The sequence below is a fragment of the Ferrimonas futtsuensis DSM 18154 genome (genome assembly GCF_000422645.1).
GTDB lineage: Bacteria > Pseudomonadota > Gammaproteobacteria > Enterobacterales > Shewanellaceae > Ferrimonas > Ferrimonas futtsuensis.
This window is the reverse complement of sequence record NZ_AUGL01000001.1, coordinates 316912-336062: the sequence shown is the minus strand read 5'-3', so window position 1 is coordinate 336062 and position 19151 is coordinate 316912. Positions and strand designations below refer to the sequence as shown.

The 19151-nt window shown below is 58.6% G+C and carries 18 protein-coding genes and 1 pseudogene; 8 read left to right on the top strand and 11 right to left on the bottom strand.

Going from position 1 to position 19151, the window contains the following annotated elements; genetic code table 11:
- Positions 1 to 155: 155 nt before the first annotated feature.
- Positions 156 to 956 carry a hypothetical protein gene (locus tag G505_RS0101605; RefSeq protein ID WP_028107993.1) on the top strand — a complete coding sequence of 267 codons (801 nt, stop codon included), beginning with the start codon at positions 156 to 158 and terminating at the stop codon, positions 954 to 956.
- Between the two features lie 50 nt (positions 957 to 1006).
- Entirely contained in the window at positions 1007 to 1480 is a 474-nt protein-coding gene (locus G505_RS0101600; protein ID WP_035384980.1) for a cupin domain-containing protein, read from the top strand.
- Here the strand turns inward: G505_RS0101600 and G505_RS0101595 are convergent, their stop codons facing one another.
- The 7 genes from G505_RS0101595 to G505_RS0101565 form a co-directional block, all read right to left on the bottom strand.
- A complete protein-coding gene (locus G505_RS0101595; RefSeq protein WP_157508961.1) occupies positions 1481 to 2116 on the bottom strand; it encodes a GntR family transcriptional regulator in 636 nt (211 codons plus the stop codon).
- 168 nt (positions 2117 to 2284) lie between these two features.
- Entirely contained in the window at positions 2285 to 4612 is a 2328-nt protein-coding gene (locus G505_RS20235) for an alkaline phosphatase D family protein (protein WP_051215788.1), read from the bottom strand.
- Between the two features lie 182 nt (positions 4613 to 4794).
- The gene (locus G505_RS0101585) at positions 4795 to 5877 is read right to left on the bottom strand and encodes a hypothetical protein (protein WP_035384949.1); all 1083 of its coding nucleotides are present in this window, start codon (positions 5875 to 5877) and stop codon (positions 4795 to 4797) included.
- Between the two features lie 31 nt (positions 5878 to 5908).
- On the bottom strand, positions 5909 to 6379 hold the full coding sequence (locus G505_RS0101580; protein WP_028107989.1) for a DUF3299 domain-containing protein: 471 nt from the start codon (positions 6377 to 6379) through the stop codon (positions 5909 to 5911).
- Positions 6380 to 6450: 71 nt separating this feature from the next.
- Positions 6451 to 7188, bottom strand: coding sequence for a cupin domain-containing protein (locus G505_RS0101575; protein WP_157508958.1), 738 nt, complete (start codon positions 7186 to 7188; stop codon positions 6451 to 6453).
- Positions 7189 to 7212: 24 nt separating this feature from the next.
- Entirely contained in the window at positions 7213 to 7563 is a 351-nt protein-coding gene (locus tag G505_RS0101570; RefSeq protein WP_028107987.1) for a cytochrome c3 family protein, read from the bottom strand.
- A 5-nt stretch (positions 7564 to 7568) separates the two neighbouring features.
- Positions 7569 to 9074 carry a flavocytochrome c gene (locus G505_RS0101565; RefSeq protein ID WP_028107986.1) on the bottom strand — a complete coding sequence of 502 codons (1506 nt, stop codon included), beginning with the start codon at positions 9072 to 9074 and terminating at the stop codon, positions 7569 to 7571.
- 228 nt (positions 9075 to 9302) lie between these two features.
- Between G505_RS0101565 and G505_RS0101560 the strand changes: the two genes are divergently transcribed.
- The gene (locus G505_RS0101560; RefSeq protein WP_028107985.1) at positions 9303 to 10073 is read left to right on the top strand and encodes a TetR/AcrR family transcriptional regulator; all 771 of its coding nucleotides are present in this window, start codon (positions 9303 to 9305) and stop codon (positions 10071 to 10073) included.
- 208 nt (positions 10074 to 10281) lie between these two features.
- On the top strand, positions 10282 to 11136 hold the full coding sequence (locus G505_RS0101555) for a 2OG-Fe(II) oxygenase family protein (protein WP_028107984.1): 855 nt from the start codon (positions 10282 to 10284) through the stop codon (positions 11134 to 11136).
- A gap of 125 nt (positions 11137 to 11261) precedes the next feature.
- On the opposite strand, the pseudogene G505_RS23280 reads toward G505_RS0101555, so the two are convergent.
- Positions 11262 to 11842, bottom strand: a pseudogene (locus G505_RS23280) (SDR family NAD(P)-dependent oxidoreductase).
- Complete coding sequence (locus tag G505_RS0101540) at positions 11794 to 12822, bottom strand: MBL fold metallo-hydrolase (RefSeq protein ID WP_084643713.1); 1029 nt, start codon at positions 12820 to 12822, stop codon at positions 11794 to 11796. Before G505_RS0101540 ends, G505_RS23280 begins: the two are co-directional and overlap by 49 nt.
- A 149-nt stretch (positions 12823 to 12971) precedes the next feature.
- Here G505_RS0101540 and G505_RS0101535 point away from each other — a divergent pair, with 149 nt between their 5' ends.
- Entirely contained in the window at positions 12972 to 13583 is a 612-nt protein-coding gene (locus tag G505_RS0101535; RefSeq protein ID WP_028107980.1) for a TetR/AcrR family transcriptional regulator, read from the top strand.
- A gap of 212 nt (positions 13584 to 13795) precedes the next feature.
- Positions 13796 to 14959, top strand: coding sequence for a glycerate kinase (locus tag G505_RS20225; protein ID WP_051215787.1), 1164 nt, complete (start codon positions 13796 to 13798; stop codon positions 14957 to 14959).
- A 56-nt stretch (positions 14960 to 15015) separates the two neighbouring features.
- On the opposite strand, the gene G505_RS0101525 is transcribed toward G505_RS20225, so the two are convergent.
- Entirely contained in the window at positions 15016 to 15705 is a 690-nt protein-coding gene (locus G505_RS0101525) for a pseudouridine synthase (RefSeq protein ID WP_051215786.1), read from the bottom strand.
- A gap of 122 nt (positions 15706 to 15827) precedes the next feature.
- Between G505_RS0101525 and G505_RS0101520 the strand changes: the two genes are divergently transcribed.
- Complete coding sequence (locus G505_RS0101520; RefSeq protein ID WP_028107978.1) at positions 15828 to 16730, top strand: AraC family transcriptional regulator; 903 nt, start codon at positions 15828 to 15830, stop codon at positions 16728 to 16730.
- On the opposite strand, the gene G505_RS0101515 is transcribed toward G505_RS0101520, so the two are convergent.
- On the bottom strand, positions 16731 to 17708 hold the full coding sequence (locus tag G505_RS0101515) for a LysR family transcriptional regulator (protein WP_028107977.1): 978 nt from the start codon (positions 17706 to 17708) through the stop codon (positions 16731 to 16733). It lies immediately after the preceding gene.
- A 471-nt stretch (positions 17709 to 18179) separates the two neighbouring features.
- Between G505_RS0101515 and G505_RS0101510 the strand changes: the two genes are divergently transcribed.
- Positions 18180 to 19142, top strand: coding sequence for a LysR family transcriptional regulator (locus tag G505_RS0101510; protein WP_028107976.1), 963 nt, complete (start codon positions 18180 to 18182; stop codon positions 19140 to 19142).
- Positions 19143 to 19151: the final 9 nt, after the last annotated feature.

Here is a 19151-nt window from a genome sequence, read left to right as displayed (position 1 = left end):
AGTGGTGGTTGTCAGGCCAGCCCCATCGGGCGCCGCGCGTTACCCGGGTTCATCATCCTCTGACGCAATCACCAAGTGCTTTAAACCCATAACAGCCAAGTGTTGGCGCAAAAACAATCAACATAGGTCAACATCCCCTTATGAACTATGGTCAAATGCACCGTCGAAAAGTGGCCCTCTACCGGGCTTCCCATCCCTGGTTCAACTACCTGTTACTGGGGCTGGTCAACCTGGTGGTACCCCTGATGCTGCTGTTTGCGCCTCTCCCCGGTTACCTGATGTTCGACACCACCAAGGCGATGGCAAGGCCTCTTGGGGCGTCGCTGTTTCTGCTGATCGCCTTGCTGCCGTCGCTGTTTTATTGGCTCTGGTGGAACAGAGAGGAGTTGGGGTATCTGAGTTATGTGGATGGCCGTGCCCGCTCTTTGTTCAATCACCTGAGGGCAGCCTTGCCATACCAGCTGCCTTTTGTGGTGGTGGCGAGTGCAGCTTTCTTAAAATTGCCGGCTGAGTGGATTACCCCATGGTCCCTGTCACTGTATGGGATTACCCTGGTGCTGCTGGCGGTACTGGGTTTTCTGCTGCCCCTGTGGAGCCGCATCCGCTTTGACCGGCTGGCATTGCCCCGTCCGGGCATCTATGGCCGGCTGCTGCTGGCCGCCATGAGCTCTCAGGTGTGGTTCCGTCTGGGCAGTGCCATTGCCTTCAGTCTGTTTGCCCTGACTTGGTTAAACCGGGTGCAGTTTGATGCTTTGACTCTTGGCCTGGGGGCGATGTTCTCCCTCTCGGCGCTCTACTTCTGGATTACCGCCTATGCCAGTCATCGCAAGGGTCTGGCGCCCTGGATAGCCTATGGCAATTACGTCACCGGGCAGTTTGAAGGACAGCTTCTGGGGCGGTTGCGTCTGGGGTATCTATTGATGGGCCTCTGTTGCGCTCTTCTCGCTTTGATTTGACCGCCCCGATCGCTAAGCTGTGGCCTTTCCTGATTGTTCGACGAGATACCATGACCCACACTGCCGATGAGCTGATTCACTCCCTGAATCTTCAACCCCATGTGGAGGGCGGCTACTACGCCCCCAGCTTCGCCTCGGACACCGCCTTCGATGAGCAGCGCGCCCTGTGGACCAGCATCTACTTTTTGCTTAAGTGCGGCGAGGTGTCCCATTTTCACCGACTGACCGCCGATGAGATGTGGTATTTCCACGGTGGCCAGTCGATGACCATCAGCATGATTCACCCGGATGGGCGGCTTGAACAGGTGCAGTTGGGCATGGACTTGGCGGCGGGGGAGCGTCCTCAGACGCTGGTGCCCAAAGGGGCGATCTTTGGCTCGGCCATGAACAACCCGGGTTACTCCCTGGTGGGCTGCATGGTTTCCCCCGGCTTCACCTTCGGTGACTTTGAACTGTTTGAGCGCGAAGATCTGTTGGCCCGCTACCCTCAGCATCGGACCGTCATCGAGAAGCTGACCCGCTGATCAGCCGAGTCGGGCCAGGGCAAAGCGGTGCAGGTAGTCGATCACCTGGGTAGCGGCATCAGCCGCGGCCCTGGCATCCCCTGAGGCCACCGTTTTCATCACCTCTGCATGCAGGGTGGCGGGGTGCTCGCTGTCCGGCCCCTTGTGGATAAACCAGAAACGGCGGGAGAGCCCCTGCAGCGGCAACATTGTCTGGCGGATATACTCGTTGCGGGATCCCTCCACCAGCAGTTCATGTGCCCGGCGTAGCAGGGTGAAGAAGGTCTGGTCGTCGTGGCGTTGGGCACACTCGAGGATGGCGTCCGCCAGCTCCAGCATCTGACGCTTCTGTTCCGGGGTGCTGCGCTGGGCCGCCAGTTCGGCGCACAAGGACTCCAGTGCCCGGCGGATCTCCAGCAGTTTCAACTGACTCTCCACCGTCACTTCAGGGATCTGAATGCCCCGGCGCGGATGGATGATCACCATCTGCTCCCATGCCAGTTTCTGCAGCGCTTCCCGCACCGGCGTGCGGCCTGCGTCCACCATTTCGGCCAGCTGTTTCTCCGAATACATGGCGCCCGGTTTCAGGGATTGAAAGATGATCATCCTCTCCAGTTCGGAGTAGGCGACTTCCGTTAGTGAGACCTCTTTTTCCATCATCTGTCCCAGTGAGTCATGTTGAAGGGTCTTTGGTGGCAGTGTCACCATGAAGACCGGCAGGGAGGAAATAAATTGATATGATAATCAATATATCAGAAGAATATCATAGTCATTCCAACAAAAAAGCCGACTCCTGGGAGTCGGCCTGAACTCAGAGCGCCCGGGTTAGGCGGGCAGCATCTGCAGATCGCTGCCGTCCCAGTGGAATCTGTGGGTACGCACCTTAGCCAGGAAGGCGGCCCGGTTGTCGTAGAAGGAGGTCTTGGTCATGTTGACCCCGTCCCACACCGTGGGGACGTTGAAGTACTCCACCGCGAAACCACTGGCGGAGGCGGTGGCCACACTGACCCCATGCTCCCACATGCGGGAGAAGACCAACTTGGAGCTGACGTCGTCACGCTTGCTGGCGGTCAGGGCGATGGTGTCGAAGAAGTACTTCAGCTGGCTCACCTCGGGCGGAACGTCCCCCAACTGGGCCAGCAATCCGTTGAGACCATCGTCCAGGAAACTGCCGAAGGTGCCGGAGCTGACCGAGGAGGTGGTGAAGTCCACCGAGGCCAGGCCGGTATTGGGGTTGGCCGGGTGTTGGGTGACGAAGCTGGCGTGGATGTCCCCGGACACCGTCAGGGTGCCGGTGGCGCTGAGCAGGTCATTGACCAGGCTGCCCTTGAACTGAGGGAATCCGTCCCAGTGGTCCACGTTCAGGTAGAACCGCTGCTTCAGGGCGGCAGGCACCAGGTCAGAGTCCAGCACCGCTTCCAGATCCGCCACACCGCTGTCGGCGCGGTTGGGTGAGAGATCCGCCAACAGCGGCGCGAAGGAGACTGAGCTGGCCATCACCTTGTGGGTGGCGTCAGACTGAGTCACCACGCCCTGAAGCCAGCTGAATTGGGCCTGGTCATAGGGGGTCTGGACGCTGCTGCCCTGCTGCTGGGCCATGAACTCCAGGTAGCCGGCGTAGAGGTCGAAGGTTTCGCGGATCACCAGATAGCGGGCGCCCAGATCGGAGAACAATGTGGTCTTGCCCAGGGTGTAGTAGGCCAGACCGGTGTCCACGCCGGTTTCCGGAAGCGGGGGCAGTGCCTTGAGCGGATGGCCGTCGGGCAGGGCGGCCTGAGCCTGAACCAGCACCAGGTTAAGGTAACTGGAGGTCAGCTTGCCGGTGACGGCGGCAGTGGCTTTGGCGGCGGCCTCGGCGACGGCGGTCTCTTGGTCCAGTCCCAGCCGGGTCATCAGCTCCTGGGTATAGAGGCCGGTGAAGATCTCCGCGAAGGCGGTTTTGTAGGGAGCCAGGGCATCGGTGTCGATGTCCACCACCGGACTCATTTGGGCCAGGGTGGCGTCGATGGCTGCCTGAGGCATCCCCTGGGCTCCGAGGAAGGCGGTCAGGGTGTCACTGTCCATCACCACGGTGGCCGGGAAGGCATCCTCAGGGATCAGGTGATCCGGGCGGAAGGTGCGGTAGTCGGTCATCGCCAGGTGTAGGTGCTGTCCGAATCTCAGGTCGCGATAGATCTTGGTGTTGGGGAACAACTGATCTTCGCTGACCTCCAGGGCGCCACTGCCGCTGTCGCCATGGGGGGCGGTGTGGTCGATGGGCATAAACTCGAAGTAGACCTGTTCGGCATTGCGCTTGCGGCTGGTTTGCTCCTCGTTGCCGGCACCACCGAGGTAGGTGGCGTTGGTCTGCCAGCTGTCATCGGAGAACTCGTGGTCATCCCAAATCGCCACCAGGGGGTAGCGTTCATGCAGCTCCTGCAAAACCGGGTCGGCCCGGTAGACCTCATACAGCTGGCGGTAGTTGTCCACGCTGGCGGCGGCCTGGAAGGCGCTGTCGCCTGTGCCTATGGTCAGTGCACCGCCGCCGTCGCGAAACTCGAACTGGCGCTCGCCGTCGGTGGCCTGGAAACTGGCGTCACCGCTGGTCTCATAGATGTAATCCCCCAGATGCATCATGAAGTCCAGGTCATCCCGGGCCAGCAGTGACAGGTAGGTGTTGTAGTAACGGCCCAGGTAGTCCTGGCAGCAGGCAAATCCGAACTTGACCTCCACGTCGGCATCGGTGGCCGGTGCGGTCTTGGTGCGGCCGATGCGGGAGCTGATCAGCTTGCCCTCTTTCTCATAGAGGAAACGGTAGTAGTAGTGGCTGTAGGGGGACAGGTCGGTTACCCGTACCTTCAGGCAGTGGCCGTTGGCCGCGGCGGCGGTAAAGGCCTCCTCCACCATCACCTCCTGGAAACTGGGGTCGGTGGAGAGCTGCAGGGTCAGGGACAGGTCCCCGTCGCCGTCCACGGCCCGGGTCCAGAGAATCACCGAATCGGGACGGGGATCGCCGGACATCACCGACTGGGGGAAGTACTCCGGCATGATCTCCGGCAGCACTGTGGCCTTGTCTTCCGGGTTGTCGTTGGAACAGCCGGTGAGGCTGGGGAGGGTCATGGCCCCGGCGGAAACCACCAGGGTGTGCAGAAAGCGGCGGCGGGTAAAGCTCATCGAGTCATCCTTGCTTTGTTGTCGTTATCTTTGCCTCATCAACCCAATGGGTTGTACATCCTGTAAGGCTGCGGGCTCAGGGGTGAGCACCCTATGTTGATAACAGATTATTGCAGAAGTGTGAACAGGTATGACCACAAAAGAGCGGGCGACCAAAAGAGAGGCGTCGCCCGCTGCGGGGGTTAGAAGTAGTAGCCGACGTTGATGTTGATGCGGCTGTCGGTGGGGGAGTCCGGATTGGACAGGCCAACGCCAGGGCCGCCGGCAAAGGTCATGTTGTCGCCGACAATGTAGTCGAAGTAGGCCCAGATGGGACCGCGGTTCACCGACACACCGAAGACGTTCTGCATGGAGTCGTCCTGCCCCTTGCCGTCCGGAGAGACCAGACCATAGTCGTTGTAGAGGGTGAACCCACCCCAGCTGGTGTCAAAGTGACGGGCCAGGTTGAGGTTATAACCGGTCGCTTCGGTGGCGATGTCGTAGCGGGCACCCACTACGCCGACGGTGACGGTGTCCGCCTTGTCGGCACTGTCGATGTGGTAGTCGGTGACCTGGGCCTGCAGGTTCCAGGGGCCCAGCTGCAGATCGGCGTGCACCGCGTAGGCCTGGCGATCGCCATTGTCCGACAGTTCGGCGTGATACAGCTGGCCTATTTCAACGGAGGCACCCAGCTTCAGGTGACCCTGGTCCAGAGGCAGGGTGTACACCAGGCGGGCATTGACCTGATTGCTTTCCTCGTTGTCGCCGATGATGTCGGCGGCGTAGCGATCGGCGGTGCCCGGGCCATACTCGGCGCTGGCGAAATAAGCCAGATCCAGGTGCCACTGATCACGGTCGTACACCAGCTTCACACCGGCATCGTAGTCGTCTTCGAAGCCCAGATAGTAGTTGGTGCTGAACCAGTAGGAGTTGGAGACAAAGCCCTGTTTGCCGAAGGGCACCTTGACGATGCCCACCTGAACCTGGGTGGTGTCACCGAAGTTCATGTAACCGTAGGCACGCTTGACGTAGTTGAGGCCGTTGGCGATGCGATAATCGGCGCTCAGGCCCACGCCGTCGATCATCCCGTCGTAGGTGAGGGAGAGGGCGTCGAAGGCGAAATCACCCCCCTTGTCCTTGGAGGCGTCGCTGTAATCTTTCCAGCCATAGTTGGCTCGCAGGAAGCCGCCGAAGTTCATGCCATCATCGGCGGGCGCAGCGTGCACCAGCGGGGTGAGGGTAAACTGGGTCAATGCCAGCAGGCTGACCAATTTCATCTTATTCATTTTATTCAATTCCTGACGTGGAAAATCCAGGCTAGGGCACCGGATAGGGCTCCACCGCAGAGACCCACAGGGTGTAGGCGGTACTGAACAGGCCCGAGAGGTGCTTGTCCACCTGCAGTTCACCGATGAGGTAGACCGGCCTGCCCTGTTCGGCGTCGAGCTTGACGTCCGGCTTGAGTTTCACCTGGATCAACTGGTTGGCGGGTGGTGGCGGCTTGTGCAGACAGATCTCCGGCTGAGGGCTGAGAACGGTGATGGTGGGCGCCGAGGAGGCCAGGGCGTCCACGTGATCGTGACCGGGCAGGGCGGCGGCCACACTGTTCTCGATAATAAAGCCGGGGATCACGACCAGTTTGCCGTCCAGGGCCGGATTGATGCGATCAAACACCGATTGGGCCTCGGTGTTGCTGCCAGCCAGCTCGGGCCATAGCAGGGACTGGGGTTGTGCCTGAGTTGGCAGGGCGAGCAGGGCGGCCAGCAGTAGCAGTGGAGTCAGTTTCATGGTGCTTACCTGGAAAAGATGGCCGGCTTGCGCCGGCCATAAACCTGGAGATAACTAAACGAGGCGTTTATTTACTGAGGACGAACCGCATCGAAGCCGTAGCCACCACGGCCTTCACGGACGGCGTGAGACTGGGTATAGGGGATGAAGTCGAACATCAGGGTTTCACCTGGGCCAACATCCTGAGGCCACTGGTACTTGAAGGTGGAGAACTTGCCATCCTGAGGGAACCAGTACATGTAGATCAGATCCTGATCGTCATAGGTGTTGGGGGTGTAGTGCATCGCCTTGGAGGGGATCTCGATGTAATCACCAGGCTGGAAGTGCTGCATGCGACCCTGGGACCAGGTCAGGCCCTCGCCGCTGAGGCCGTAGTAGCACTCCATTTCCCGGTGGTAGTGGGGGATGGCGGTACCGGGAGCCACGCGCACCAGACCGATCACGGTAGGCTCGTCGTTCAGCTCTTTCCAGCACATGCCCACTTCGGTGGCAGACGCGCCGCCTTTGGGGCAGGGGATCAGCTTGTCTGGGTTGTCGATGGTCCAGGTCAGCCAGCCGGAGTCGTTGGCACCCTTACCGCCGTGGTCGTTGGACTTAACGGTGTAGATGTCCTTCTTGCCGGATTTCAGCTCCTCCAGGTAGGCCAGGGCCTGCTCCTGCTTACACACCTGAGGCATCAGCTTGGTGGGGGCATATGGGGTGTAAGGCAGAGGCTTCTCGTTGTGCCAGGGTTGATCCGCTGGTTTGTCGGCGGCGCAGACGGCGCCGCTGACCATCAGAGCAGCAAGAGTGAGTGCGAGTTTTTTCATCATCGTTTCCTCGGAAGGTTGTTGTTATTTGAACTTCGGGTAGTCGAAGTTGTGGCATTCCTGGCACAGCGCTTTCTTGGCGGCATGCTCGCCGTGGCACTCCTGACAAGGGGCCTCCTTGCCGTAGTGCATGCTGTCGTGGGGGTTCTGGCGAGCCTCTTCACCATGGCGTTCGGTCTGTTTGGCCACCTCATCCATGCTGTGGCACTGCAGGCAGGCCTCATCGGAGGGGAAGCGCTTCATGCCCTGGTCGTGACAGGTTTTACAGCCGGCGTCGTAGACGTCCATGTGGTAGTCGCGCTTGTTCTGGGCGGCGGCGCCAAAGCTCAGGGTCAGGGCCAGGGTGGCGGCAAACAGGGTTACAGTGGATTTCATGGCGATTAGGCCTCCATGATTGAGCGGGCAGCGGTCACGCCGAACGCCATACATTCTGGGGTAGAGCAGCCACCGAGTCGGCTTACTCCGTGGATGCCACCGGTGACCTCACCAGCGGCGTACAGGCCTGGAATCGGCTTGCCGGTCTTGGCGGCCAGCACTTCAGCCTTGGTGTTGATCTGGATGCCACCCTGGCAGTAGTGCACCTTGGGCCACAGACGCTGAACGATGAAGGGGGGTGTCAGCTTGATGCCGCGGCCGGCGTCCATACGCTTGCCAAATTGGGTGTCCTCGCCGCTTGCTACGAAACCGTTCCAGTCGGCAATCTGCTGCTTCAGCGGCGCCAGGGGCACGTTGAAGTGCTTGGCAATGGCTTCGACAGAGTCAAATTCCCAGGCGACGTTGTACTTGAGGACGTTGTGCATGGAGGGGTCTTTCTGAGCCTCATGCTTGGGAGCAATCAGCAGGGCAGGGTTGGGGTTGCCATCCTTGTCGCGACGCTGAAGTTCCAGATCGGCACGGGTCTTACGGTCGGCAATTTCGTTCATGAAACGCTGGCCGGTGTTGCGGTCGATGGCAATGGAGTGGGGGAAGTTGTACAGGGAGAAGCCTGCACCGTAACCGAAGCCACCCTCGTCTGGGGATGCCCAGGGGCCGGACTGGATGTGGGCCAGGTGAACCGGGGTCGCGCCGGCGGCCAGCATCTCGATGAGGCCGTCGCCGGTGGCGCCCTTGGCGTTGGTGCAGCCCACTTCGGCGGTCAGGGTCGGATCCTGCGCCTGACGGAAGTTGATGTTGTAACCAAAGCCACCGGTGGCAATGATCACCCCGCGGTTGGCCTTAACATTGACGATTTCGCCGCTGTCTTCGTGGCCGAAGTGGTAACCCTTACGAATCTGGATGCCGATGACACGACCCTTTGCGTCGCGGATCAGGTGCTCGAACTTGTGACGGATGTGAGTCTTCACGCCCATTTCACGAGCGGTTTTCAGCATGGGGCGGATGAAGCCGGAGCCGGAACGCTCAATAACCTGGTGGCTGCGGGTGGCGCTGGTGCCGCCGGTGGTGATGATGTGGTCGCGGTAGACACAGCCGCAATCCTTGGTCATCTGGTAGATGTAGGGGCCCAGTTCGGCGCTGTGGCGCAGCAGAGTTTCGCTGGCGATACCGCGGCCGGACTTCAGCTGGTCTTTCACCATCAGCTCGGCGCTGTCGTTGATGCCCAGTTTTTTCTGCAGCTCGGTGCCGGCGAAGCAGGCCTGGCCGGCGTTCAGGGTGCTGTTGCCGCCATAGACCCCCATCTTTTCGAAGACCACCACATCCTTGGCGCCTTTGCGCATCGCCTCAACGGCGGCGGCCAGTCCGGCAAAACCGGAGCCGATGATGATGATCTCGTGCTCAGAGTCCCATTGGGTCGGTTCATCGCCGCACTTGGCGGATGCCACCATGGGCATCATGGCGCCGGCGGCCATGCCGGCTCCCAGTTTCATAAACGAACGTCTGTCATGCATAGTGTTTATCTCGCGCAGTGAATGTGGAATTACTTTATCGCTGGCGGGAGAGGCAAAAATAAGCGCGAGATCACAGTGGTATTTCGGTGAAAAAAGTTTTCGTGAGTGTTTCGCAGAAAAAATTTCTTGCGCTGTAATTGAAATAAAAACTGTGGTCTGGGTAGCGAAAATAACTCGCACATTGTGACAAAGTAACGGCGCCTGAAATTAATCAGTGATGAGGTGACCATGCACTGCCCCAAAACCAATCTGGATATCATGCGCTGTAATGAGCTGTTGAACGTGGCCGAAAGCCTGGTTGACGAGCATGGTGTGGTCTCGTTTCGTTTTGCCCAGATGGCCAAGGAGGCCTCCTGTTCCAACCACACCCTGTATAAGTTCTTCCAGTCCAAGGAGGATGTGCTGGTGTGCCTGTTCCTGCGCAACTGTACCTCCAACTACATGCCGCTGTTTCTTGAACAGCACCCCGAGCTGACCGAGCTTGAGCGGGCGGCGGTGCCGGCGGTGTTCTCCCTGATCTCGGTGTCTCGCAGCCAGACCTTTAACATTTTGAGGGTGGTGTCTATCAACTCCATGTTCTGGCAGATGGCCAGCGACGAGAAGATTGCCCTGCTCAGGGAGCGGGTGAACTTGTTCTGGAGCCGGGTGCATCTGCACATAGAGCAGGCTCAGCAGAGTGGCGCTTTGCAGGCGACCGAAGCCCAGGTGATGGAATTAACTCAGGCAATCTATTTCTTTATGGCGGGCAGTCTTTCCTCTTACGAAAGTCAACTTATGGAAAGCAAATATTTAACCGAAAAGAACCCAACTTATTATCGACACTTGGCTGAGATGATGAATCGATATAAGTGGAATGAGGTGGCTACTGAAACCAAGTTTGAGAATTTGGCCAATAAGATAGAGCTATTTTTTGATAAACATTACAAGCCGAATAAAAACTGTGAGCGTTGCCTGAAATTTCATGGCTATAACGATGTCCGCCAGCTTCCCAAACTCTGACCGCCGCAGTTTGGCTTGTGGTTCTATTGCAGGTCACAAATATCCCTATTAACCAAAGGGTTACCCCTCTTTCCGTGCGTTGCTCACCTTTTCTGAGACATTTTGCGCTGGATCACGCTTTTCCCCAAGGCTACAATGGCGCCGCGCCAAAGCGCATCAACGGAAGATGATAAAAAACGCACCTGCCAAGCAGGGCAAAGGGGTCAATATGGATACACAGGTAACGCGCCTGGAAGCCGTGGACTTTCACAGCGAGGACGCCGCCGAGCGTTTTGTGAAGTCTCTGCGGGATACCGGGTTTGGGGTGCTGAAGAACCATCCGCTGTCGCAGCAGAGGGTTCAAGGCATCTACGACAACTGGCTGACCTTTTTTGGTACCGAGGAGAAGCACCAGTTTGCTTTCAACCCGGAAGCCCAGGATGGGTTCTTTGCTGCGGAGGTAGCGGAGAGTGCCAAGGGATCAGATAAACGGGACATCAAGGAGTACTACCACTACTACCCTTGGGGTCAATGTCCCACCCAGTTGAAGAGGGAACTGCAGGAGTACTACGACACCACGCTGGCGTTTGCCACCACCCTGTTGGAGTGGATTGAGCGGCATACACCTGCCGACGTGGCCGAGCACTACCGCGAACCCCTGCCCAATATGATCAAGGGCAGTGAGCAGTCCCTTCTGCGCGTGTTGCACTATCCGCCCATGACCGGCGAGGAGGAGCCCGGCGCCATTCGTGCCGCCGCCCACGAGGACATCAACCTGATCACCATCTTGCCTGCGGCCAATGAGCCCGGGCTTCAGGTGCAGGGAAAAGATGGCCAGTGGCTGGATGTACCCTGTGACTTCGGCAACCTGATCATCAACATAGGTGACATGTTGCAGGAAGCCTCCCAGGGGTATTTCCCCTCCACCACCCACAGGGTGATCAACCCTGAGGGGATGGACTTCAACCGGTCGCGGGTGTCATTGCCGCTCTTTATCCACCCCAGATCTGAGGTGGTGTTGTCGGAGCGTCATACGGCTCACAGCTACCTGATGGAACGACTGCGTGAGCTTGGCGTCATCTAGCCAAAATTCATGATGATGGTTTAAGCCGCTGACCCAGATCAGCGGCTTTTTTATTGGTTACTCAGGGTAACGGACGCCGGCCAGTTGCCCAGATAGGGCCCACAGCCGCTGGCTGACCTCCCTGTTCAGGATCTCAGCCTTGAGACGGTCGTAGGGACGTTGGTGCCAGTCTGGATCGTCGAAGTCGATCCCCCCTCCCACTTGTAGCCGCCGCTGCTGACGGTGACCACCCGCGCCTGTTCTGAAGCGAGCAGTTGGGGCATCAGCCTGCCGGTCAGGGCAAAGTGACCCAGGTGATTGGTGGCCATGTGCATCTCGCGGCCGGTGTCGGTGTGATGCAAGGTCTCCAGATTGACCACGCTGGCGTTATTGAGCAGCAGGTCCAGCTTGGGGTGGCGGGCAGCAAAGGCCTGGCTGAACCGGTCGATGGACTCAGGTCCAGGGGCAGGATCTCAATTTGTGCCTGGGGGGGCTCTAGCCGGATTCTGCGCTTGGCACACTCACCCTTGTCGGTATCGCGGCAGGCGATCACCACCTGGGCGCCAGCTTGAGCCAGCTGCAGGCTGGATTCAAATCCAAGGCCGATGTTGCCGCCGGTGACGACGGCGATCTTGCCCAATTGGTCAGGCAGCAAAGTGGGATTCAAGGTGCTTTGTCCTACTCGGTTGCCTGGGCCAGTATCGTCTGGGTTCGGGGAGAGGGCCACCAGCTCTGGCTGGTGAAGCTCTCTGTCAGGGCGACCGCCTCCCCGAAGATGGGGGTCACCAGATTAACCTGGTGCTGGCGGGCCAGTTGATGAATGCGTTCCAGGGGTTCGTACCATTCGTGCAGCGCCAGATCAAAGGTGCCGTTGTGAATCGGCAGCATCGCCTTGCCTCTGAGATCCAGGTGAGCCTGCAGGCTTTCCTCTGGCAGCATGTGCACCTCGCTCCAGAGATCGTGGTAGGCACCGGTTTCCATCAGGGTCAGATCGAAGGGGCCCAGCCGCTCGCCAATCTCTTTGAAGCCACTGAAGTAGCCGGAGTCACCACTGAAGTAGACCCGGGCTTCGACACCGGCCAGCACCCAACTGGCCCACAGAGAGCGGTCCCGGTCCAGCAGTCCGCGTCCGGAGAAGTGCTGGGTGGGGGTGGCAGTCAGGATCAGGCCATCCAGATTGACCTCCTGCCACCACGCCAGCTCGATGATCTTGTCGGGGCTGATCCCCCAGTTACGCAGGTGGCTGCCCACCCGCAGGGGAGTCACGAACCATTCGACCTTGCTGTCCAGGGCCAGGACGGAGGCCTTATCAAGATGGTCATAGTGATCGTGGCTGATCACCACCGCCTTGATATGGGGCAGATCCTCCATGGCCAGCGGGCTGGGATGAAACCGCGTGGGGCCGGCCCATTGCACCGGGGAGGCGCGGTCACTGAAGACCGGGTCGGTGAGCAGCCAGTGGCCATCCAACTGCATCAGGACGGTGGAGTGACCCAGGCGATAGACTCGGGGGCTGGGCTGATCCAGCTCATCCAGGGGGATGGGGCGCAGGGGAATGGGCTGCTTGGGGGTGGCAGCTTCACGCTGATCGCGGAAGTAGGCCTTGGTGATCTCCCAGATTTGACCCGCGCTGTAGCGGATGTCGACATCGGTGTTGGTGAACTTCGGTTGACGCCAGGCGTCACGGTTCAGAGCACAACTGGTCATTACTAGAGCTCCTATCAATAGGGTGAACACGACCTTCATTGGGACACCAAATAAGTAAACTGTTCGGTGTAGTTTACTTTCTGTGCTTTAAAAGTAAACCGACAAGTGTAAAATTCTGTGTGTCATCCAGCCACAGGCGACCGCAGGTCATGAGTGAAGTAAAGCGAACCCGTAGCGAAATCAAAAGAGAAGCGATCATCGATGCCGCCAGGCATGCCTTTGCCGAGCAGGGAGTTCAGGGCACCAGCATGGACAGGGTGGCGGCACTGGCTCAGGTGTCCAAGCGAACCGTCTACAACCACTTTCCCAGTAAGGAAGCCTTGGTGATGCATCTGCTCAGGGAGTTGTGGCAGCAGGCCCTGACTCAGAGCAAGATCCAGTATCAGGGAGATGAACCTCTGGCGCCTCAGCTGCAGGCATTGCTGGAGGAGGAGCTGGCGATGATGAGCGATCCGGTCAACCTGGATATGATGCGGGTGGCCTTTGGCCATTTTCTGTTCCATCCGGAACAGATGCAGGCGGAGATGGAAAAGTATGGTGAGTTGGAAACTGGACTGCAGCGCTGGCTGGCGGCGGCGGTGGCCGATGGCCGGCTCAAGTCCCTGGAGATTCCGTTTGCCGTCGAACAGCTGCATGGCCTGATCAAGGGCTGCGGGTTCTGGCCTCAGGTACTGATGTCGATGCCCCCCCTGGGGGAATCGGAGCGCCAGCATCTGGCGGCGGAGTCCGCCGCCATGTTCCTCAGCCACTACCGCCTGTAGGGGGCGCATTCAGACTGGGTTGCGAAGGCCGGCAGCCTGGTCTGTTCATCTACCTGCTGTCAGAAAAGTCAGTACTCGCTTACTGACAGAAGCGCACTTAGATTGAATTTTTTATGAAACGGATACTGGGCCTCACTGTGAGGATTCAGCGCTGGCCCGCAGCTGCGTGGCGATCTATGCTGACCACTTTGTCCCAGCTCGAGTAGACAGTGATGAAGATAGTGATCGCCCCCGATTCCTTCAAAGAGAGCCTCACCGCCATGGAGGTCGCCAACGCCATCGAAGCGGGTTGGCACCAGATAGATGCTGAAGCTCAGACGATCAAACTGCCCATGGCCGATGGCGGCGAGGGTACGGTGCAAGCTCTGTTGGATGCCACCGCAGGGGATTGGTTGGGAGTCGAGGTCTCTGCGCCTCTGGGCAACAGAAGGGATGCGGGCTTCGGGCTGCTGGGCGATGGCAGTACGGCTGTGGTGGAGATGGCCCAGGCCTCCGGCCTGCACCTGGTACCCCGAGATCAGCGAAACCCCATGCTGACGTCCACCTTCGGCACCGGTGAACTGATCCTGGCGGCCCTGGAACGGGGCGTTGACAAGATCATCATCGGCATCGGTGGCAGCGCCACCAACGACGGCGGGGCCGGCATGATGCAGGCTTTGGGGGCCAGACTGCTGGATGAAGAGGGCGTTGAACTGCCCCCGGGAGGAGGTGCCCTGGGCAGGCTGGCCAATCTGGATCTTTGCGGACTGGACCCTCGCCTCAGTCAGGTGTCGCTGGAGGTGGCCTGTGATGTGGATAATCCTCTGTGTGGTGCCAAGGGGGCGTCGGCGGTGTTTGGCCCGCAGAAAGGGGCAACACCAGCGATGGTGGCTCAGCTGGATGCCAACCTGGAGCACTATGCCCGGGTGATTGAGCAGCAACATGGGGTCGCCGTGGCCGAGATTCCTGGAGCCGGAGCCGCTGGTGGCCTGGGCGCCGCCCTGGCGGGTCTGTTGAAGGCTCAATTGAAACCGGGTGTTGAGATTGTCATGGACGCCGTGGGGCTGGAGCAGGCGCTGCAGGGGGCCGATCTGGTGATCACCGGGGAAGGCTGCATCGACGGTCAGTCTGTTCACGGCAAGACCCCGGTTGGCGTATCGCGAATGGCGAAGAAAGCCGGGGTGCCTGTCGTCGCTCTGGCGGGATCCCTGGGGCCGGGAGCTGAATTGGTCCATCAGGAGGGGATTGCTGCCCTGTTCAGTGTGGTGCCGGGCGTGACCAATTTAGACGATGCCCTGGCCAGAGGGGCGGAGAACCTGACCCTGACCGCACGCAACCTGGCGGCGGTGTGGCAGATGGCCGGATATACCAGGCCAGGAACAGTGACCAACCAGTGATGTTCGCATAAGACGAGGGCGCCCATGGGGCGCCCTTGTTGTCTCTGTGGCTGTCTCTACTGGAACTGAGCAATCTCCTCTGGAGTGAGTGCTCGCCACTCTCCGGGGGCCAGCTCTGAGTCCAGAGTCAGGTCGCCGATGCTGTGGCGGTGCAGGCCCACCACCTTATTGCCCATGGCGGCACACATCCGCTTCACCTGGTGGTACTTTCCCTCCCCTATGGTCAGCCACAGGTTGTGGCTGTCGATTTGCTCGGCCTGCCCGGAGACAGGCTCGGACTCGCCATGAAGCAGCACGCCGGTGTTCAGCGAATCCAGCTGGTTCTGGTCGATGGGGTCGGCCAGAGTGACCCGGTAGCGCTTAGGGCAACGGCTGTTGGGGGAGGTGATGCGGTGGGACCATTTCCCGTCGGTGGTCAGCAGCAGCAACCCTGTGGTGTCCGCGTCCAGCCGACCGACGATCTTGAGCTCCTCCCGGCGGAGCTGATCGATGTAGATCAGCACCGATGGATAGCCGTCGTCCGTATGGGAGCTGACGCACTCTGGCGGCTTGTGCAGCATCAGGTAGCGCTCTCCCAACGGGGTGACCGGTTCGCCGTCTATGCAGATAATGTGTTGATCTGTAACTTTAAACCCTGGGTCCTTGATCACCTCGCCATCGCAGGTGACCTCGCCGCGGTGCAGCAGCTTTTTGGCCAGAGAGCGCGTCAGCTCGGTGGCGCTGCAGAGGTATTTATCCAGTCTCATTGGGGGCCTTGGTAAAATAACGTGACCCATTATCCCTCTTTGCGGACGCCTAACGCCAGAGCCTTGCACCCGCAGTCCGCTTTAGGCAGGCTGGTGGCCTGAGTATCTGGAAGCTTCCTTAGATGAGCGTTGACTACCCAACCCGACTGATTCCGGTGATCCGGTATCTTGAAAACAACCTGGCCGAGCCGATGAACCTGGCAGAGGTGGCGGCCAGGGCTCACCTGTCTCCCTATCATTTTCATCGCATCTTTAAGGCGGTCACCGGCGAAACCCTGGATGACTTTAGGCGGCGCCTGCGTCTGCAAAGCGCCGCTTGTGCCCTGTTCTATGACAAGGGGACGGTCACCCAGGTGGCGTTGGAGCACGGATTTTCCAGCTCCCAGAGCCTCTCCAAAGCGTTTCGCCGCCACTTCGGGCTCACCCCCAGCGAGGTCAGCGGGTGTGCCGGCATGGAACAGCTGTCGGAGCTGCTGCAAAACAGCAAGATAGGACACCGGTTGCGCAAGCGGGGACACGCGGCCAACGGGGAGGGGGATTACCATGCAGACTCAACCCCAAAATGGAGCTGCAACATGGAAATGAAACACTTCGAGCCGGCCTCCCTGGCGGCCATCCGCGTCACCGGTCCCTATGGTGAAAACTATGAGGAGCCCTGTGGCCGCCTGTTCCAATGGGCGAAGATGCAGGGTCTGACCGAGGCGCCCTGCCTGTTCATCTATCACGACAACCCCGAGCTTACTCCGGCGGAGCGCTGCCGAACCGACATCTGCCTGATGGTGCCGGAGGAGACAGCTCTGCCCCAGTGGCTGGAGCGAAAGCCCTTTCCCGGCGGGCGCTATGCGACATTGAGGCGGGAGATCACCGATAAGGCCCAATACCCCCTGGCCTGGGAAGAGTTGATCAGCCAGGTGGTGCAATCCGGTATCGAGGTGGATGAGGGCCCCTGCTTCGAGTGGTACCACAGTGTCGATGTGGACACTCACCAGGCCGATGTCAGCTTCTGCAGTGCAGTCATCGCCTGACTACAGGGGCTTAGGCCCCTTTTCCAGTGCCTCGTACCACTGGTTTCTCAGCGAATTCAGCAGTTGCTGTTTGACCCAGTCATGACAGACGGACTGATTGATGCTGGAGTAGACCAGATAGTTGCCTACGGTGCGGCCTACATCGATCTGGCCGATCAGCATGTCGGTGACCTCATCGGGAAGCTTGCAGGTGCGCATCCGTTTGACCAGTTTCAGATAGTCTCGGGTAAAGGCATTGCAGCTCATGGCGATGGCACTGCTGTCCAGCAGGTGGCGGGTCAATGCAGCCAGATTGTCGGTATAGCCAGCCACCTTGACTGACAGTCCCTGCTTGGAGGCCACCTGGGCCAGCAGTGGACAGGGGATGTCGTCATAGTTATCCAGCTCGAAATAGGGGAAGCGGCACAGGCTCTCCAGGGTGATCTCTTCATGAAATACCGGGTGTCCCTCCCGGGCTGCCAGATACATCTCTTCGGTGGGGGAGATCAGGTCCGCCACCAGTTTGTTGCCGGCAAAATTTTCATACACTACGGCAAAGTCGATGTCGCCATTCTCAATGGCACGGCTGCAGTCGGAGGAGAGGGTGCGCACCTCGAAGCTGAGTTGTGGTGCCTGGGGCAGGATCACCTCGTGTACCGCCCTGTTGGTGGCGTAGGTGAACTCGTTGTAGGCGTAGATGGTGAAGTGTTCCTTGGCGGTGCGGGGATCGAACCGGGTGTGTGACTGCCTCAATTCTCCATAACTCTTTATGAGGTGTTGCACTGTAGGCAGAATCTCCATCGCCTTATCCGTCGGAATGAACCCCTGGCTTCGCCGGATGAACAGCACATCCTCGAACACCTCCCTCAGGTTGCCCATGTGGCGGCTGACGGTGGAGCTGCTCATGCCCAGCTCATTGGCGGCCAATCCCGCATTGAGGTGGCGGGCCACGGACTCAAAGACGATCAGGGAACGGTAGTCGAGACGCTCTATATCCACGGGGGGTCTCCCAAGGTTGTTTTCCTCGATTGTGATGGCCTGGAAGCCGGGGCACTATGCCCAAGATCACAGGGTGAAAAGCTCTATTTCGAAAACTGTTAACCGACGCCGAATTTGCATATCCGTAAAAATGAATTTTTACTAATACAAGAAAGACTCATGTGTGGATATGTTGCCGGAATGTGTATCTTTTGAGTATTTGCTTTATATTCCGCCCGTCTGAATTAACCAAAACTAAAGCTGTCATTTAGCTCCCTTCAATACTTAAAGCACAAAATAGCATCGATTTCGAGTGAGCTTCATCACATCTGGATTGCCGATGTAAAAATTAGGAAATATCGAATTTTAAAAGTTAGGTGAGAACTCAAGTTCTTCAAATTTGGCCCCCCGGTAATGTGATCTGTGTAATAGTCAACCAGCACCGAAAGGGGGACCATCAGCGCACACCCACTTTTCGCGAAACTGAGTGTTATGAAACTGGATCAACTGAACTACAACCAACTCAAGGTCCTGCTGGCGGTGTATAAGCACGGTCAGGGTCACCAGGCAGCCAACGAGTTGGGCATGACGGCGTCGGCAGTGAGCCGGACGCTCAAGGGCTTAAGGGACATCTTCAAGGACTCCCTGTTTGTCCGTCGCTCCTGTGGCCTGATCCCCACGGAGAAGACAAATCAGCTGATCCCCCTGGCAAAGAAGCTGGTGGACCAGTACCAGCAGATTGAGCAGCACTACTCGGTGTTTACCCCTGAGGAGTCCGGCGGTCAGTTCACCATTCTGGCCTACGATGAGTTCGTTTATGCGGTGCAGAAGGTGGTCAACGACCACATTCTTACCGAAGCGCCCAATCTGAAGTTTGAGATTCGTACCCTTAGCCACGACTGCACCGTGGAAGTGGCCAATGGCGATATCGACTTTATGGTTGTGTATGAGGGCTTTGAAGGCAAAAACCTGAATTGGGATATGTTTGCGGAAACCGGCGATCTCTATATTCTCGCCAATCACCGCCACCCTATTCTGGCCAAAGAGCCCAACCTGGCAGATATTGCCCGTTATCCTCTGCTTGAGCTGGATAATTACAATGATCTGACTTGTCCGTTGCTGGTGAATTTGTGCCGGGAAGTGGGTCATGAGATGGAAGTGGCTGGATACACTGACAGTGTGGCGACGGCGATGAGAATGCTGGCGGACTCCAACAGCATTACATTAAGTTGCAATCAGTTTACCCGGCAATTTGTGGATATGGTGCCTCACGTGGACTACGTGAAACTTCCGGATGAATTGGCAAGACGAGTACGGGAACGGCGTCGAACTGAAAGAGATATTGGTAACTATATCCTCTATGGCGACATTAATAACTCCGCGTCATTTAACTGGGTTAAATCCAAGTTAATCTACGGGCTTGAAAAAGAGTGGCGAAAAGCCTCTGAGCGATAATGTTAGGCA

Coding starts and splice junctions, on each gene's coding strand:
- G505_RS0101605 (WP_028107993.1), top strand. CDS start 156: ATGCACCGTCGAAAAGTGGCCCTCTACCGGGCTTCCCATCCCTGGTTC.
- G505_RS0101600 (WP_035384980.1), top strand. CDS start 1,007: ATGACCCACACTGCCGATGAGCTGATTCACTCCCTGAATCTTCAACCC.
- G505_RS0101595 (WP_157508961.1), bottom strand. CDS start 2,116: ATGGAAAAAGAGGTCTCACTAACGGAAGTCGCCTACTCCGAACTGGAG.
- G505_RS20235 (WP_051215788.1), bottom strand. CDS start 4,612: ATGAGCTTTACCCGCCGCCGCTTTCTGCACACCCTGGTGGTTTCCGCC.
- G505_RS0101585 (WP_035384949.1), bottom strand. CDS start 5,877: ATGAATAAGATGAAATTGGTCAGCCTGCTGGCATTGACCCAGTTTACC.
- G505_RS0101580 (WP_028107989.1), bottom strand. CDS start 6,379: ATGAAACTGACTCCACTGCTACTGCTGGCCGCCCTGCTCGCCCTGCCA.
- G505_RS0101575 (WP_157508958.1), bottom strand. CDS start 7,188: ATGAAAAAACTCGCACTCACTCTTGCTGCTCTGATGGTCAGCGGCGCC.
- G505_RS0101570 (WP_028107987.1), bottom strand. CDS start 7,563: ATGAAATCCACTGTAACCCTGTTTGCCGCCACCCTGGCCCTGACCCTG.
- G505_RS0101565 (WP_028107986.1), bottom strand. CDS start 9,074: ATGCATGACAGACGTTCGTTTATGAAACTGGGAGCCGGCATGGCCGCC.
- G505_RS0101560 (WP_028107985.1), top strand. CDS start 9,303: ATGCACTGCCCCAAAACCAATCTGGATATCATGCGCTGTAATGAGCTG.
- G505_RS0101555 (WP_028107984.1), top strand. CDS start 10,282: ATGGATACACAGGTAACGCGCCTGGAAGCCGTGGACTTTCACAGCGAG.
- G505_RS0101540 (WP_084643713.1), bottom strand. CDS start 12,822: ATGACCAGTTGTGCTCTGAACCGTGACGCCTGGCGTCAACCGAAGTTC.
- G505_RS0101535 (WP_028107980.1), top strand. CDS start 12,972: ATGAGTGAAGTAAAGCGAACCCGTAGCGAAATCAAAAGAGAAGCGATC.
- G505_RS20225 (WP_051215787.1), top strand. CDS start 13,796: ATGAAGATAGTGATCGCCCCCGATTCCTTCAAAGAGAGCCTCACCGCC.
- G505_RS0101525 (WP_051215786.1), bottom strand. CDS start 15,705: ATGAGACTGGATAAATACCTCTGCAGCGCCACCGAGCTGACGCGCTCT.
- G505_RS0101520 (WP_028107978.1), top strand. CDS start 15,828: ATGAGCGTTGACTACCCAACCCGACTGATTCCGGTGATCCGGTATCTT.
- G505_RS0101510 (WP_028107976.1), top strand. CDS start 18,180: ATGAAACTGGATCAACTGAACTACAACCAACTCAAGGTCCTGCTGGCG.